The sequence below is a fragment of the Xanthomonas sp. Leaf148 genome (genome assembly GCF_001423585.1).
Lineage (GTDB): Bacteria > Pseudomonadota > Gammaproteobacteria > Xanthomonadales > Xanthomonadaceae > Xanthomonas.
This window is the reverse complement of the sequence record NZ_LMOP01000008.1, coordinates 533,524-550,218: the sequence shown is the minus strand read 5'-3', so window position 1 is coordinate 550,218 and position 16,695 is coordinate 533,524. Positions and strand designations below refer to the sequence as shown.

The following is a 16,695-nucleotide window of genomic DNA, read 5'->3' as shown; positions in this document are numbered from 1 at the left end:
CATAGACGTTCATGACGACTGCTCCCACGGGTTGACCATTGCCACTCCTGTCGGCTGGAAATCGGCCGCGTTGCGCGTGACCACCGCCATACCGTGCACCAGGGCCGTCGCCGCGATGAGCGCGTCACGCTCGCCGCGCTTGTCTGGTACGTGCAGCCGAGCGCAGCGTTGCGCTACAGCGGTATCGATAGGCAATGTTCGCCCAGAGAACTCGGGTAATACATGCTGCTCCAGCCAAGAGCGCAATATGGCGCCCTGGGGGGCGTCCCTGCGTTCAATCGACAGAACGCCGAGCTCAAGCTCCATGATGGTAATGGCCGATACGAAGAGGTTGGCGGCATCAACACTTTCGCTCCACGCGGCCACATTCGCATCGGCCTTGCCAAGGCGTATTTTGCGAAGCTCCGACAGCACATTGGTATCGAGTACGTACATCATTCCAGGTCAGCCGGCCGGGCTCCCAGGGTCACGCGCGGCGGCTCAAACTCGATCTCTTCTACACCTGGCATCGCTAGCGCATCGGCAATGTTGCGTCGCTGCTTAGTCAGCCGCTGGTAGTCCTCGAAGCTCAACAGCACGTGCGCAGGCTTACCGCGATCGGTGATGAACACCGGCCCTTCTTTGGTAGCCTTCTTTGCTCGTGTCACGTCCTGGTTCAGTTCGCGACTCGATACGGTTGTAATGGTCATAGCACGCCCCGAAATCACCAAATGTAGTAACATTACTACAAAAGCACCTAGAAGTACAGAGACTGCGCAGGACATCGACACCCTGAGCTGACGAAAAGCGTGATCGAAGACCATTTCAGGCCAATGGGGCCTTGAAACTCCCAAAGACGGCATCGCACTCTCAGTAAAGAGGGACACAAGCTGGCGGCCCATCGAAAACATCGCAACAGGAATTGCACATGGACTACTGCGGGCCAACCGAACAGGACTACGACCGCCTCAGCATCGCGATAGCCGTCGCCGCAGGACTGCACACACGCCCCCAAGATGTGGGTGAGCGCATGGCCGCCGGCTATGGCGATACGGGGAACGGAAGAGCGACAAGCGCCCGTATCTGCCAGCCAAACCGCGATCACAACACTAAGGCCTGACTGACGAATGCGGAAAGATTCACTTGCCTACGCCGGCTACTGGCGCAACTCGCTTGCAGATGCTGACGCGGGACATGGGGCTCTGAAACCTGCCGACACCGAGAAATTTCAGAACCTGTCCTATGCGGAACTGGACGCTGGCCGAGTGAGCCAAGGCCTCATTGATGCCTACTTCGCCAAGGAGGCCAAGCAAACCGAGTTCGTCGAAGTAATAATCCGCCCCAAGGTGTACATGTCTCGCATCGAACATGGCAAACAGCGGGGCACCCGAACGCCGGCCATTGTGACACCCCTCATTACACACGCAATGCTGGCACGCGATGGAAGGCTTTATCCGCTCTCTCGAACTATCGTGCCCCGCGACATTCTAGAACCCTTGGAACGCGGTACGTTCGCCATCGGCGAAGTATCCGATCAGGATGCCTATCTCACTACTAACACCATTGACGGGATAAGCGTTGCGACGAATGACGGCGAGCCGCTCAGCGATGCAGAGTTCGAACAGCAATGGGCAAACCACAGGGCTGCTTGCGATCAGCTGCTGGAACAGGTTGGTCAGGGCTGGCCTGGTGCTGAGGACGAATACGAACTTGCCAAGCATGGGTATCTCCTGAAGAAGGAGTCTTTCTCGGGCAGCCAGCACATCCTCGCCCTTTATGACCATATCCGCACCGATTCGCCACCTGCCCCGCTGTTCGACCGTTACGCCAGTACCGATATTTCTTCTCCCGAGCCACGCCTGCCTGACAATGCCGCGTTCTCCAAGCGGTTGGCGCATGCCAGCGACAAGTTTTCACTAGCGGCCGCGCAGCGCGATGCTTTGGCTCACTTGCTGGCTGCAGAGACAGGCGAGATCCTGGCGGTCAACGGGCCTCCCGGCACCGGAAAGACCACGCTGCTGTTATCGGTGGTCGCCACGATATGGGCCGAAGCAGCGATCAATGACGATGAGCCGCCGATCGTGGTGGCGGTCTCGACCAACAATCAAGCTGTCACCAACATCATTGATGCGTTTGGGAAGGATTTTGCAACCGGAGAAGGTCCGCTCGCCGGCCGCTGGCTGCCCGATGTCAACAGCTTCGGCGCCTACTTTCCTTCGGCAGGCAAAGAGGCCGACGCATCAAAAAAGTACCAGACCAGCAAATTTTTCAAGGCAGTGGAGTCGAAAGACTATGTTGCCAAAGCGCAGAAGGCATATCTGGTCGCCGCTTCCGACACATTCCCCAACATCGTCAAGGAACAGCTGCAAGTCAAGGTGGTTGTGGATGCCTTACGCGCGTCGATTCAAGCCGAAGCAAAGAAACTCGCCTCCATCGAAAACGCCTGGTCAGCACTACTCACCGCACGCTCAGCACTTCGGGCAGAGTTGGGCGAGGAGCCTGCCAACAGTTTGGCGCAACGCCGCCATCTGCATGAGAAGGCACTGGCTGAGAAACGCACGACAGACGAATTGTCCGAGCAATGGGAGCGCTATCTCGCGAAAGAGTCTCTCGTCTATACCTTTTTCTCGTGGCTTCCGCCTGTCACCAAGAAGCGCATGCGATTGGCTCGCCTGTTCCTGAAATCGATCTGGCCCACCCACTACGCGCAAGACGCTTGGGAAACTATCGATCAGATCGAATCCGCCATTAAGGCTGTCGCCAGCAAAGCCGACCGGAACCTAAGCGAGCAGGCCCATAGCGTCGAACGCGGCGAAGCTGTCCTTAAAGCGGAACGCGATTGCCTGACGCATTGGCAAGCCGCGCTGGTTCCGCTCGACGTATCGGACCAGGCAAGCAACTTGTCCATTGCTGATTGCGATTCGCTTGCCGACATGCGCATCCGCTTCCCGATCTTTCTGCTGACAACCCATTACTGGGAAGGCCGATGGCTGCTGGAGATGCAGGAACTTCTGCCAACGTTAGATGAAACGTTGCGGCAAAGGAGACGTACTGCAGTAGAACAACGCTGGCGTCGCTGGATGAAGCTGACGCCCTGTATCGTCTCGACGCTTTTCATGTTGCCGAAATACATGATCTTTCGTAAACGGGGGGAAGGTGGCCCAGCTGACGACTACCTCTATGACTTTGCCGACCTCCTCATTGTCGATGAAGCCGGACAAGTGCTTCCGGAAGTCGCTGGCGCTTCATTCGCGCTGAGCAAAAAAGCCTTGGTGATCGGCGACACATTGCAGATCGAACCGATCTGGTCGGTTCCGCCAAGCGTTGACATCGGCAACCTACACAGTGCCGGGCTGCTTTCAAACGAGACCTACGAGGATAGCTACGATCACCTTTCAGAGATCGGCAAGACCGTCGCTGGTGGCAGCGTGATGCGGATAGCGCAAACGCTGACGCGTTACCACTACGACCCAGATCTTGCACGGGGTATGTTTCTGTATGAACACCGCCGCTGCTTTGACGAGATCATCGCTTACTGCAACGCGCTATGTTATCGAGGCAAGCTCATTCCGACCCGAAAACTGAAGACCGAGGCACCCGCCGATCAACGGGATGGGCTGCCGGCAATAGGCTACCTCCACATCGACGGGATCTGCCAGAAGAGCGGCAGTGGCAGCCGGCATAACCTGCATGAAGCGGAAACCATCGCCGCCTGGATTTCAGAACACCGCGCTTCGCTGGAAGCTACTTACGGGCAGCCACTGCACAAGATTGTGGGGGTGGTGACCCCCTTCGGCGGACAGGTGCAAGCCATCTCCAATGCCTGCCGCAGCGTGGACATCAAGGTCGGCAAGGAGGACGACGGCATGACTGTCGGGACCGTGCACTCACTGCAGGGCGCCGAGCGCCCGGTAGTGATCTTCTCTCCGACATACACCAAGCATGCCAATGGCGGCTTCATCGACCGCAGCGCGAGCATGCTCAATGTTGCAGTTTCCCGAGCGAAGAATACGTTTCTGGTATTCGGCGACATGGATGTTTTCGAGTCAGCTCCTGCGGTGTCGCCGCGCGGTCTATTGGCCACCTATCTCTTCCGTGATTCCACCAATGCTCTGCACTTCGAGCACCGGATACGACAGGACCTCCGGAAGGTGGATGCTGTAATTCATACCCTACGGGAAGCGCAGGAACATGATGCATTTCTACTGGAGGCTCTCGCTCTAGCGAACCGCGAAATCCATATCGTGTCACCGTGGATCATCCTGGATCGCATTAAGGAGATCGGCGCTCTCCAGGCCATGAGCGCAGCAATTCAGCGTGGCGTGAAAGTAACCGTCTACACAGATCCAGAATTAAACACCGACGGCAGCCTCGATGGACGCGAAAAGAAGCGTAGAGCACTACTCGCCACCGCCGAAGCCCTGCAAGATGCTGGCATTCAAGTGGCTTTCGTCACCAGAGTCCACAGCAAGGTGCTGATCGGCGATGACGAGCTGTACTGCGTCGGTTCGTTCAACTGGTTCAGCGCCAGGCGGGACGCGCAGTATGCGCGCCACGAAACCTCTCTGGCGTATCGAGGAACGGGGCTGAAAGACGAGATCGACGTCATGCGAGCGAGCTTGCGGGACCGCATGACGCACCATTGATATTGCATCAGTAATCGAACATGTTGAGCTGCCAATCACAGCCGCAGATACTGCGAATAAAAGCCTAATGAGCGGTCATCGAGTTGGAGCCGCTCAGGAACTCAAGTGCATGCATGTGGATGAAGGCTCCAGGACTCATCCACACGTCCCGCGAAAGCCCAGACATCCAGACAGATACTGTTCGCTCGGCGCCAGCAGAGATGGATGTGGTGTCCCAACATCTACGAACATCTAGTCCAAGCCACTGATTCACATACGATCTTTAAGTTGTTGATTTCTCGATTACAAAGAATTTCTGCAGTTTGGGTCTCAAGGTTTGTCGAGGTCTTCTTTAAAGCCAGCAACAGGCCAAATCTCAGCCTTGTTGCTCCGTAGGTACCGTTGAGGCAGGCGTTGATGAGGCAGCCACCCATACCCCCTGCTGATCTTCAAAGGCTTTGTCTAGACGTATGCGCTCTGAGAGCTTTTCCTTGAGCCATGCCACCGTATTACTCTCCGAATCAATCGTTGGGTCGAGTCCTACCTGCATGCGCAGCCCCACTGAAATGGCGGCCGCATGTAGGCCAAGCTCTGCGTACTTCCTCTGACGGTCGGCAAAATACCGATCCTCATCCAGGTTGTCCGCCATGAAATCGAGATATCGCTGAATATTCTCTAATTTTCGAGGAACAGAATGCACCTGATCAAGAAGCGCTCCGGGGAGAGCCATCCAAACAACTTCAATGTTTGCATAATCTAACGAAGGGGTAGCAACCTGAATGGTTAGCTCTCCATCAGGACCCTTTTGACCGCGACAGGTGCCATCGTCGCCCGCGACATCCGCGCATTCCGCAATGAAACTCTCCAAAATTCCTGAGATTGTCACAGCCAAATAGAGCGCATCGGCAGAGCGCTTTTGCTCGCGAGCTAACTGCTCTCTACGAGCGACAAGGTGTGCACCGATCCATACCCCTCCTAAGGAACCCGCGAGCGTCCCAGCCAACTGGAGCAGAGATCCCCACAAAGGGGCGGAACTGCTGGCTACTTGCGCGGCGGTGCTGGCAGCTGTCAGTAAAGTGACCTGGACCATAGCGATGTCGTATCTCACTATTTGATGGAATATAGGAGCCCACCTGACTCCGTAGAGTCAAGCTCCGCAATCCTGCGCTCCGCCACAGAGCTACAGGCCGCGCGCAAGCACAGCCCCGCCAAGCCTGGGCAATTCATCAGATAACGCAGGTTACAAGACGGCGAAAATACTTAACGATCACGAGGCTATACAAATAACCAGGCAGTTGGATAGCGGCGCCAAACGAACTGGACACTGTAGCTAGCCAGTTGGACACTTGGGATGGCACCGATGTCCACTTTCGGCCACAAGCGGACATGGCGATCCGAGTCAGGCCGCTCCGATAAGGACTGCCACGGCCGGCTAGCAAGCCGACGTGCAGCTCGAGCCTACTCTGGACCTGCGGCGCTGGGCGGCTCTCCGCATGGCGGGGCTTCTACTTCATCTGGGCCGGGCACGTCGGCAGCCCTGGTCCGGAGCAAAAAGGGCATCCAGAGCTGCGGCGGGAACGGCGTCCTGAAGTGACGACATGCCATCGCGATCACCACCCAAGGCCCCTGCTTTACCGCGGAGAGCGTATCCAGGCTGACGATGGCCTTGGACTCAGCCTTCTTTATGTCTGCTCGCAGCAGATCGCCAATCTGTTCGGGGAACTTAAGAAGCGCCTCCGTCGTGCCGCTTTCGTACTGAGCCGGCTGCCGGTAGATCACCGACTCGGTGAGGTCATCGGCGTACCAGAGCTGCAGGCAAACCCTATCGAAAGCCGAGCCATGGCGCTCGCGCAGGGATTGGTAGACCTCATCGTGACCCAAGATGAGGCTCCAGTACATCAGCGTCGGCACTAGAGTACTTAGGTGGCGCAGCTTCTCCACCTGGTCCTCAGAGAGCTCGCCCACCTCCATCGCTACCAGGTCATCGAACGCGTCGGTCGCAACAGGGAAGTGCTGCTTGACCTTGAACGCGAACGACACGCGGGAAGCCAGGTCGTCTAGCCATTGCTTCGCCGCCTCAGACTTGTCCGTGAGAAACAGCAGCAAGAAGGCCAGGGACAGTTCGATCGCATTGCCATCGTAACGAGGCGAGCCCGAGGAGGAATTGTTCCTAATGACGGCGATCAGCGTATCTGCGACCACATTCGCTTTGGCCGTCGCCACCTCCTTGCCTTCCCCTAGTGCCATCTCAGCATGGTGTTGTTGCATGAGACCTATCTCGGCCAAGATTCCGATCTGCTCGAAGACCTTGTCTGTGACCAACGCATTCTCTCTAGCGAAACCGGATAGCCCATCCCTTGCCATAAAGAAGGGTTCAAGTTTGTCAAAGTAGGCCACACAGATGCGATCTTGGATCTGATAGATGTCCCGGAAAGCTGAGGTCGCAGGGCGATACTTGAAGAGGTCCCGGGCCCGGATCGCCTCCCACGCCCAAAGGCAGCAGCGCTCTCCCATCTTGAACGCATTGAGCAGGTTACCTTCCTCATTTGCCCAGCGAAAAACAATCTCCAGCACCAACGCCAGGGTCTTCATTTGACGAATGAATAGCTTTCGCCGGGTGTTGTTTAGCGCCTGGGTCCCGTCGTGACTGTCGATCAGCAATACCTGGGCGATCTTGTACGCGTGCCGCAGGTCATAGTCCCTTGAACCAATCAAGGCAATGGCACGACGAAGGTCCGCCCGCTGTGACGGATCGATCGCATACTCATCCAGCAAGTGCGTATCGACCATGTCCGCCAGGTCGTCACCAGACCAGAACTCGAACCCTAGGTTCGAGGTGGTGTGTCCGTTGATGTAACCCGTGTAGTCCTGCTGTACTTCCTGCTTAAGCTCGCCGGTGGAGCAGATAACCACCTTGACCGGCAATGCTTGGTGCTCCTCGCGCACCGAGGTATGCAGGTAGGAGTCCTGAATCTGGTTCAACGTTGCACGAACCGCATTGACGCCGCCATCCCAGTCACGACGTCCCAGATCGCCAACCTTAAGCACGAACAGATAGAGCGTCTTGATGCCGTTCTTGTCCTTGCCGACGGCCGCTACGTCCACTCCATTCTGGCGCACACCTACCTGTGCCCGACTAATCGGAATGAGCTTCATGCGTGCGAGCAGATCCGGAAGAAGTCGGTCCAGCTCCCCCGACTCGCGAAGCTGGCTCAGGAATTCCTTAACGATGAGCTTCATGCCCGGTCATCCTCCAGCTTGCCCAAGATGAACCGGCGGCGCTGCATATCGCTGCCGACTTTATCGATCGCCTCGCTACGTGGCACCGCAACTGAGTGCGATGCTGACATCATCGGTGTCGTCTCTCCGACTTCTCCATCTCGCATGAGGAACATGGACCGCCCGGCTTTAAGCGGAATCGACGTGGCGACCTCTCGGAAGAAGGAATGTTTACTCGCTTCTTCCAACGCCTCATTCATCAAGCGTCCCCGCTCCTTCTCAAAGCGAATCTCCTGCTCGGATGAGGGCCTCAGTTCTTCAACCACCGGGAGTCCCTTTAGCGGGTCGTAGTACGCGCGCATCGCCTCAAGGATCTGCTGAGCCAATCGAGTCTGCGCATCACCTGCGCCCGTCGCGACTAACAGCTCCAGGTGTTCCCTCGTCGCGACGGGATAGTCGTACCCTATGAACCGGGCCATGACTTCAAAGACAAGCGTAAACACTCTTGTCTCGGCATCGTGCGTGCGTATCATCGACCAGACCAGTGAGACGCGCTGATGATCACACACGACATTGGCCAACGTTCGCCGCGCCAGATGCAGCAAGCCGGCCGCGCTGAGCGCGTCCAGAGCGGATACCGAGAAAGCAGTACCCCGCACCTCCCTCAGGCTCAGCTCATCTAAAATCTTCCGAGCCATTCTTTGGTAACCGATGGCGTCGGCTATCAGCCATGCGACCAGCAGGGCTCCCAGCGCTTCGCCGTCACTCACGATCTGCGCGAACAGTTGAGGGAACTCTCCAGGCACTGACGGCGCCCGTTCCGCATTGGTGCGCGCCCATGTCTCCACCCAAGCTAACACTCTGGACTTGTTCCCTGAGGTGTACTCTTGGGCCAGGATGTGGTCGATGCCATGTCCCGCACCGCTCTCCTGCCCTGTCTTAGCCGCAAGTAGATCAATCTTGTCCAGGTACCAAGGCTGCGCTCTGGGCTCATTCGCGCCATAAGCGAGATGGTCTCCGATCATCTGTACAACATCGAGACCCTCCAGCGCTGCTATTTCGTCGATCAGTGCGTGCCGATCAGGTGCGGTGTCCACCAAATAGAGGCCCGCTCGCGCAGCCGTATTACGCACGGCCTCGTCGCCAGCCTGCAGCTTCTCCCGAATCACCTCCACCGCACGATCAATCTCGGCCGCGTCGATGTCGCTCCAATCAATGAAACCCAACGCTTCAAGCGCCGGCAACGCGACCAAAGGATCCGGCGCACTCACCAAGGTGTGCACACGTGCCAGCCACGGTTCCTTGTCGTTCTGAACCCCGACAGTGAGACTGGTACGCAACAGCGGCACCAACGTCAAATGGAGTGCCGCAAGGCACCCCTCAAACACGTGCTCGATCTCTGCCGGGTGGCTCTTCATCCAATTTCCTATCGCAGGCGCTAGGAATCCCTTTGCTTCCAGGAGGCGCACCAATATCAAGACATTGGGAATGTCGAGTGCATCCAACAGCGGTATGACGTCTGCAACGAGCCTGCCGATTCTGTACGGATGCCCATCACCACCACCAAAGGCGTCGATGCCAAGTTGCGCTACATCAACGCTACCGTTGTTGTGGAGCTCTGCAAGCGCAACGGCGGGAAGATTGTCACCGCGTCCCGCACCGGAGGCCGTCTGGCACCGCAAGAGGCCATCGAACATCTCGGCGGGCGCTTGTAGCTTTGGCTCAATGACAGCTGCCTGGAGGTACCCTACCGCGCGAGCCCTGGCCTTCTCAGGGTCAACAAAAGATGGCGTACCGTCTATCATCTGGCACTCATTGACCAGATCCTCTGGTGTTAGCCCTATATCGTCTAGCTTTATCGACTCGGGCTTTGTCAGACACAGCCACGCGAGCTGATCCAGCTTGGCTTCCTTATCGTCCATGGCCTATTTCTCCCCATGTTCTCTTAGCTTAAAGACGGCTCAAACGGCGCATTCCACGGCGCTCACGCCTCGCTGCCGATGTTCTTGGATGTCCCTGCGCATATCTATTTGATGTCTTCGTCGATCAATGCGAACCATTCGATTCGTAGTCGCCAATCTTCATATCGTTGTGGTGAGCTGTCCCCTTGATAAGGGTTGATCTTAGGGTCGCTAGGCCCGGCCAACAAGCCGACGTACAACCGGACGCACAAAGGCAGTGTCCAAAGCTGCGTTACCCGGCTTTGTCCCGACGGTCGCGCCCCTGATCGGGTGAGCTAGACCCACCCGTTCTTCAACCGAGTAGGCCTTTCCCCTGATGTCCGCTTTGGGTCGAAAGCGGACGTTAGCACCGGGCCAGCCGCCAGGTGGTCCCGATGTCTGCTTCCGGCCAAAAGCAGACCTAGACGCTTAGTTGGTTTCCGCCAACAACACTGAATAGTGATCTGGGTCTACGCGCTCCAATGCCCGCATAACCCGCTCCACCATTCCTCGCGACATTGCGGGGAAGTCGGAAAACTCCAGCAGACGGAGCGTTGATGCGCTATGCGATCCCTCGTCTACGTACCTTGCAACTGCGCCTCGCTCCACCTCGTCGTCGAACAACACGTCAAGCTTGGTCAAGTATCCTTTCGGTGTAGGCCGCCGGAAGCCTAGATACATCTCCAAGAACCGCCTGAGCAAGTTGGGGCAGCTCAGATAGGCATCAACCTCTTGGTTAGTACTCGCCTGGAACTGGCGCAAGCAGTAGAAGACGTGGTGATAGTCGGAACGGAACTTCGCCAAGTGTCCTGGAAGCTCTATCAGCTGGCTGGCGCCGTCACGCTCTCGGTGGACGAGGTACGCGGCGTGGTCCTTCTTGAACTTTCCACGATCACTCCAATCCTGCTTGATCGTGTTGAAGAACTCCGAGTTGTGCGTCGAAATGAAGAGCTGCCGACACGCCTTTAGGCTCGTGATGAGGAGGTAGGCCACGTCATAGATATGGTTGGCGTCCAAGCTGCAGATCGGGTCATCCACGAAAACGACCAGATCTTCAAGCCGCTGACCGTGCTGACCCAAGCTCACTAGGAAGTACGCCAGCGAGATCGCCGTCCGCTCACCGTCGCTCATATTGGTGGCCGGCTGACCTTCGCGGATGAACTGGATCCGATTGTCCTTAGCCTGCTCGACCGAAATACGCGGCCCAAGCAATCGCTTCAGCAGTCCGTTGATCTGGCTTGCCGCAACAGAACTACGCTGTAGCTCAGTATTCGCCGTCATCGCTTGCGCTGTGATCCTCTGCCCACATACCTTGATTCGCCCCAGCTCCGCTTCAACCTGGTTCAAGAACGCGATCGCTTCCGTCGCACCGGTGTCTAACACAAAGCGGGCTGCAAAGTGCCCCTTCACTTTCTCGGCTGCCCCCCGACGTCTGGTAGCAAGTTCGTCACACGCGCGGTTGTGGTCGTCCTTGGCCTGATGCAGCTCCGCAAGGATGGCCGTCAACTCGGGAGCTCGATCTTCAACCGCTTCCTCGGTGAACGCCGTCTCCATGTTGGCGAGCTTCTCCCTCAGCAGGCCAGCCCAACTCGCACGGATCTCAATTTCTCGAGCTTCCCAAGCCGCGAACTCAATTAGTGCCGCCTGCACCTTAGCCCGAACATCGGGAACCCACTCCTTCTCATGGGGAAAGGTGTGCGTCTGTCTAGGCTGTTCCAGCCGTCCGATTGCCGCCGTGATGGCAGCGTGCTGCCGACGATATTCGGCGGAGAAATGGTTCGCGTACGCTTCCAGCGCTTGCGCTGCATCATTTCCACAAAAGGCACAGGCCGTACTGTGCTCATGAAATCGAAGACCGGTGCGTACCCAATCGCTCAGCGCAGGGTCGTCAGCCAAGCGCTTGATCGTGTTCTGCCTAGGCGTCTCCTTCAACAACCCAGCGATGCCATCAACCCCACGCTGAAGTGGAGGCACCACTGGCAGGTTGCTAATGGGAGCGAACTCACTCTGGTCTCTTGCCTGGTTGACCATTGCTTGCAAAGTGGCAGCGTCGAGAAGATGGTCGGCCGGCGCGGTCAGCCGTTGCTGGATACCTTTCAGATTGGGTGCTCTAAAGTCGCGGACACCGAGCATAGTTCCGCAATCTCTGGCTAAGTCGGTTGCCGCCTTCTCCCTGGAAGCACTGATCTCACTCTGCTTCGTCTGGACAGAGCGATACATCGCCGCCAAGCGGTCCCGCCGCCGGGACAACGACGCGATTCGGTTACTCAGCCGGATGTTATCTTCGCCCACGACAAACAAGGCAGGCGCTTGCGTGTAATTGGCCTGCTGCAGGTTCGCATCGATGAAATCCCGGTTGAATATATACACAGGGATTCGTCCTCGATCTTGCTCTTTCCGGCTATCCAGCACTTCCTGTCCCACGCTGATACGCACATGTGCGCCGGCCGGCAGCCGACTTGCGGTCGACCCGCTCAATAGTCCAAAGACACGAGACAGGGTTGTCTTGCCGGAAGCGTTCCAGCCATAGATCAGGTTGTGGCGCGCGAAGTCGGGCGCTGCACTCGTTCGCCCGTCGTAGCCGTCCCAAACGGCCGCCTGTGAAATGGATTCAATTCGCCGAAGCATGCTCCCCCCAAGCCCTGGCTCGTCATGAGCACCTATCCCCCAGACAATCTACCGCAATGAACCCTACCTCTTCTGCCATCAGACTAACCATAACGTTGATGACTTCGCTCTGACACCTCTCAACGGCCGTGGCCGTTCAGACCTCTTGGAGCTTCTGGATGGCCGGGTGGGGAGTGGCGCCACAATCGTCGCTGGACAGATGCCGATCTAGAACTGGCATACCTTCATCCATGATCCTGCGCTGGCAGATGCGATCTTGGATCGCTTGATCCACAGCAGTCACAAGCCTGAGCTGAAAGGCAAGTCGATGCAGAAAGAGGACTCGGGTGACTAATCTCAAGGCTCCCAGCGACGCGGGAGGCGGCCAACTACATTGGCGACGCTGTCCAGTCTATTTGGCGCCAGTGTTCGACAATCCTGGCTGCCAATGTCCAACTACTTGGCGTTTCGTAAGCTACGTTTGCGACCCACGTCCGAGCCGCCGGCGCAACATGCCGAAAATTGGTAACGGAGCGCCCCAGAGCAGTCTCCATAGCGCCACAGTTAGCCCCCCCTGCTTCACAGACAGACCGCCCGTTGCCATAGAATCTCGGGGAGACAAAGGAATCAGCAGCGGTCCGCGGCACTACCGTCCACGATGGAAATCACTATGAACGATGAGGCAGCAATCCCCGTCACCGTCGCAAGCGACTCGCACTTGGGGGAATTTTTTGTCCTCCGGCCAAGCTTCCGGGGCAATGGTCAGAGCACTGGCTTGAAGATTGCCAACGAAGAACTGCTTCTGCCCCCTGGCATGAACACCATGGACCCTCCCAATGGTGATCCAAGCCAGTATCCGGTGAAACCACACCTAGTGCAGGTGCCGGGACAGCAAGAGATGCCGCGCGATTTCGAGAAGCTGGCGGGCATCTGGATTGTTTCGGAAGCCCTGAAGCAGGTGTTCGACGCCGTCGATCCCGAAGGCTTCGCCTTTGCGGCTTGCGACTTCACCCTTGCTGATGGCACGCAGGGTCCTCAGTACTACCTCTGCAGCGTGACGCGTTGGCTTGATGCGCTTGATGAGAGTGAATCGCGGGTCCAGATCGAGATCGAACACGATTACGAGACCGGAGAAGACCTCAACTTCTACAGCGTATCCGGCGGTGCAAGCCTTGTATTCAAGCGGGAAGTCGTTGGTAGCGCCCACATCTTCCGTCAATCACGCCTAGGAACCGAGGCCATTTGTGACCGTGTTCTGTTCGACGCCTTGAGCGCAGCCCAACTTAGCGGCCCTTCGCTGCGAGACGCCGCAGACCTCTGACGCGTCAAACCCTCGATACGGATTTCTGAGCGGGAGTTGCACCGATGGCTGACACACCAGTTTTCCAAGGACACCATGTCATTGAGCAAGCGGCTTTCAGTGAGAGCCGGTTGCTGCAGTCGCTTTCGAGAAGCGGCCTGTTCGATCTGCATGGTCCGCGCAATATCCTCAATCTTCCCGCTGACCAGGCGTTGGCGGCAAGGATGGGTTTGTCGCCCCACCCTGGTGGACCTCTGGGGGCGTATTCGGAGGAGCTTGCAAACCGGCTTGAAAGATTGGAGCTGTCACCCGACGGACAAGCGACATTGCGCGGCGATCAGGCGGCCGCTCAACGCATCGCGGCTAGAGTCAACGGCCTGACCGACACGCTGAAAGTGGGCCTGGTCAATGGCGACCTTGTAAGCAATACGCCGCAAGGCATGACCCCACAGCAGGCAAATGCACGGATACGCGCCTTTCATGGTGATCTCCCCGCGTACCAACAGAGTCATGCTGCCCAGATTGCCGAAATTGGCCAGATGTCGGCAGCGGAGTCGCGCTGGGCAGGAGTCACGCAGTCAGAAGGCAATGTCAGGCTAGCATTAGACGCCATTGACCAGCCCGGCTTTTCGACGCTCAGTGATCGCTGGGGTGGGCGGCAATCGCTCGGCACCGCGATTGCCGATGCCAATCAAGCTGGCCGATTGCCACTCACCGAACCGGTAGAAGCGCGCCTACGCCTTTCCTTTGCCCAAGAGATGCCTCCGGTTCTCGTACGGCCACCGGCTGGGCCGCGGCTTCCAGGCGCCCCAGGGGAAGGCGGTATTGTTGCGGGCGAAGGGCTTGCAGCGGAGGCTGCCGGAGCACGGGGGCTTTCTGGTGCTCGTGTCGCTGGTGCGGCCGGCGTAGCGCTGATGGCCTATGACTTCGCCGTGACCGGCCACCGCATTGTCCAGCTAAGTGCGCAGGGCAATGACACCGGCGCCGCTTCGGCAGCCACCCACTTCGTCGGCCGCAATGCAGGCGGCATCGTGGGCGGCTTCTTGGTTGGTGCAGGCTACGGCGTCGCCACAGGCTCGTGGACGGGGCCGGGCGCGCTGGCGACTGGCTTGGTCGGCGGCGTGGCCGGCGCCTACCTTGGCGAACGTTGGGCCGAGAAACGGGACATTGACCGGATCTACACACAGCCAGACCGCAGTGGCAACGAGTGGACGCGTAACCCGGAAGATCCCCAAGGCACCTGGACGCGCACGGTGAGCGCACCGATGCCAAACGGCAGTTTTCAGGAAACGCGGCTGGTTGCTGCTGGCCGCCTTGCCGATGAGCTGAATTACCGCGCGGCTAACGACTCGTATTCGCTCGGACTGGCAAATTCGCCAAAGCCACAGGATCCGTATCGCCTAGATGCGAAAGCCGAAACGCATCCGCCACGTGAGCCATTCGAAACTGGCCGCGACTACGTGCGCGATGCGCAGACGGGCGGGTGGCAGCTTGAAATTAGGGAAAACATTGACGGCAAGATACCAATCACGCGTAACGCGCCGGTCAGTGCGGAGCGTGCGAGTGGCTTGGAGCAACAGTCGCAGACAATCATCGCGCAGAACGCCGCCAACACTCCGGAAGCAACAGCTGCCCGCTACCAGATCGCCTACAACCAGTTCGGCTGGAATGAGTTCGCCAATCGCGAACCGGTGCCGCAGGCCATCACGAACGCACGCACGCAACCGCAGCCTTTACAGGCTTCTGACGGTAACTCCTACACCCGAGACACCAACGGCGAATGGACCACGCCCGGCACGTTCTACGGCACCAATGCGGCCACCGGCAACACGCGCGAGGAGTTGAACCGCACGTGGCAGAGCCAACAGGCCGGGCTTCAAGACATGGCGTCTATGGCGGAGGTCGCCCGCAGCAATCCCACCCCGACCCAGAGCGACCTGCACAGCCAGGTGGCCGGGATGTACGCACGCGCCGGCATTACACGCACTGACGCGCAGATCGATGCCGCCACGGCAGCAGTTACACAAGACCATGCGCGCGACACAGGCAAGCAGATGCCCTTCTTTCTGCAGCTGCAGAAAGATGGCTCAATTGCAACGGTGGTTGGCCAGAACGACGACCGCATGGAGGTTAGGGCGACCACGACGGCAGAAGAGATATCGCAAGCAGAGCGGCAGCAAGCCATGCCTGCCAACGCCACCTCGCCCAATCCCCCTGCGCAGTCGCCTCAGACGCAACAGCCTGCAGCGCCGCCCGCACAAACCCCCGTGCCCAGCGCGCCGTCGTCGCAGACAGCGCCGGGACGTTCGTCCGCGCTGGATGACGACCACGTGCAAGGGCGTGCGGCGTCCACGACCACAGCACAGGTCAGCGCGCCGGGAATGCAGATGGGTGCGCGTTCTGTTGCATCGCAAGATGCTCGTGAAGACGAGCAGCCATCTGTGAATCGTCAGAGCGCCGCCGGCCCGAAGCCGCAAGATGCTGTATTGGTGGAGCAACTACGCTCATCCATCGCAAGGCTCGATGAAAGTGCCAACAAACCTTGGGATGAGCGGAGCGATCGCATGGTTGCGAGCGCGTACAAAATGGCTGTGGATGCGGGATTTAAGCCCGGCGACAAGGTGGACGTTGCACTGAACGTCCCGACCGACAAGCTTCCAGGCGGGGTGACGATGTTCGTGATGCGCACAGGCCCAGGCGCATCCCCGGATCCTTTCGCCAATCGGGCGCATATGCCAACCAGCGAAGCGCTCGCGGCGGCACCGGAACAGCAATACCTAGCTGCGAGCCAGACCCGTGATGCTCAGGAGCAGACACGATTGCAGGAGCTGGCGCAGGCACGCGACCACACCCAGGATGATCCGAGCAGAAGCGGGCCGAGAATGTCATAACCGGTCCTTGTATAGGATCTCGCGCCTGCCGGTCTCCGGATCCTTCCTACAATGCGTAATCTTGCCTATCACTTCCAGCAAACGCTGAGCAATGCGATCAAACGCGGCGCGGATCGCCTTGGTCCTGGCGATTC

Annotated in this window: 9 protein-coding genes and 1 pseudogene; 4 read left to right on the top strand and 6 right to left on the bottom strand. The window is 58.3% G+C overall.

The window, feature by feature from the left end:
- Positions 1-9: 9 nt before the first annotated feature.
- Positions 10-438 (bottom strand): type II toxin-antitoxin system VapC family toxin, encoded by a 429-nt coding sequence (locus ASF90_RS07050; protein ID WP_236699219.1) that lies wholly within the window; start codon positions 436-438, stop codon positions 10-12.
- Positions 435-689: a type II toxin-antitoxin system Phd/YefM family antitoxin gene (locus ASF90_RS07045; RefSeq protein WP_055850220.1), complete on the bottom strand. Its 255-nt coding sequence runs from the start codon at positions 687-689 to the stop codon at positions 435-437. Before ASF90_RS07045 ends, ASF90_RS07050 begins: the two co-directional genes overlap by 4 nt.
- 417 nt (positions 690-1,106) lie before the next feature.
- Between ASF90_RS07045 and ASF90_RS07040 the strand changes: the two genes are divergently transcribed.
- Positions 1,107-4,625, top strand: a complete 3,519-nt coding sequence (locus ASF90_RS07040) for an AAA domain-containing protein (RefSeq protein WP_055847716.1) — start codon at positions 1,107-1,109, stop codon at positions 4,623-4,625.
- A gap of 355 nt (positions 4,626-4,980) precedes the next feature.
- Here the strand turns inward: ASF90_RS07040 and ASF90_RS07035 are convergent, their stop codons facing one another.
- The 4 genes from ASF90_RS07035 to ASF90_RS07020 all read right to left on the bottom strand — a co-directional run bounded on the left by ASF90_RS07035 (position 4,981) and on the right by ASF90_RS07020 (position 12,391).
- Positions 4,981-5,694 carry a hypothetical protein gene (locus ASF90_RS07035; RefSeq protein WP_055847714.1) on the bottom strand — a complete coding sequence of 238 codons (714 nt, stop codon included), beginning with the start codon at positions 5,692-5,694 and terminating at the stop codon, positions 4,981-4,983.
- Positions 5,695-6,062: 368 nt separating this feature from the next.
- On the bottom strand, positions 6,063-7,844 hold the full coding sequence (locus ASF90_RS07030) for a hypothetical protein (protein WP_055847711.1): 1,782 nt from the start codon (positions 7,842-7,844) through the stop codon (positions 6,063-6,065).
- Positions 7,841-9,745: a hypothetical protein gene (locus tag ASF90_RS07025; protein WP_055847708.1), complete on the bottom strand. Its 1,905-nt coding sequence runs from the start codon at positions 9,743-9,745 to the stop codon at positions 7,841-7,843. Before ASF90_RS07025 ends, ASF90_RS07030 begins: the two co-directional genes overlap by 4 nt.
- 447 nt (positions 9,746-10,192) lie before the next feature.
- A complete protein-coding gene (locus ASF90_RS07020; protein WP_055847705.1) occupies positions 10,193-12,391 on the bottom strand; it encodes an AAA family ATPase in 2,199 nt (732 codons plus the stop codon).
- A 133-nt stretch (positions 12,392-12,524) separates the two neighbouring features.
- Here ASF90_RS07020 and ASF90_RS21705 point away from each other — a divergent pair.
- The 3 genes and pseudogenes from ASF90_RS21705 to ASF90_RS07005 all read left to right on the top strand — a co-directional run.
- Positions 12,525-12,725: pseudogene (locus ASF90_RS21705) on the top strand (ATP-binding protein); the annotation flags it as partial.
- A 303-nt stretch (positions 12,726-13,028) separates the two neighbouring features.
- A complete protein-coding gene (locus tag ASF90_RS07015; protein ID WP_055847704.1) occupies positions 13,029-13,691 on the top strand; it encodes a DUF1629 domain-containing protein in 663 nt (220 codons plus the stop codon).
- Positions 13,692-13,735: 44 nt separating this feature from the next.
- A complete protein-coding gene (locus ASF90_RS07005; RefSeq protein ID WP_082473444.1) occupies positions 13,736-16,561 on the top strand; it encodes an XVIPCD domain-containing protein in 2,826 nt (941 codons plus the stop codon).
- The last annotated feature ends 134 nt before the right edge of the window (positions 16,562-16,695 follow it).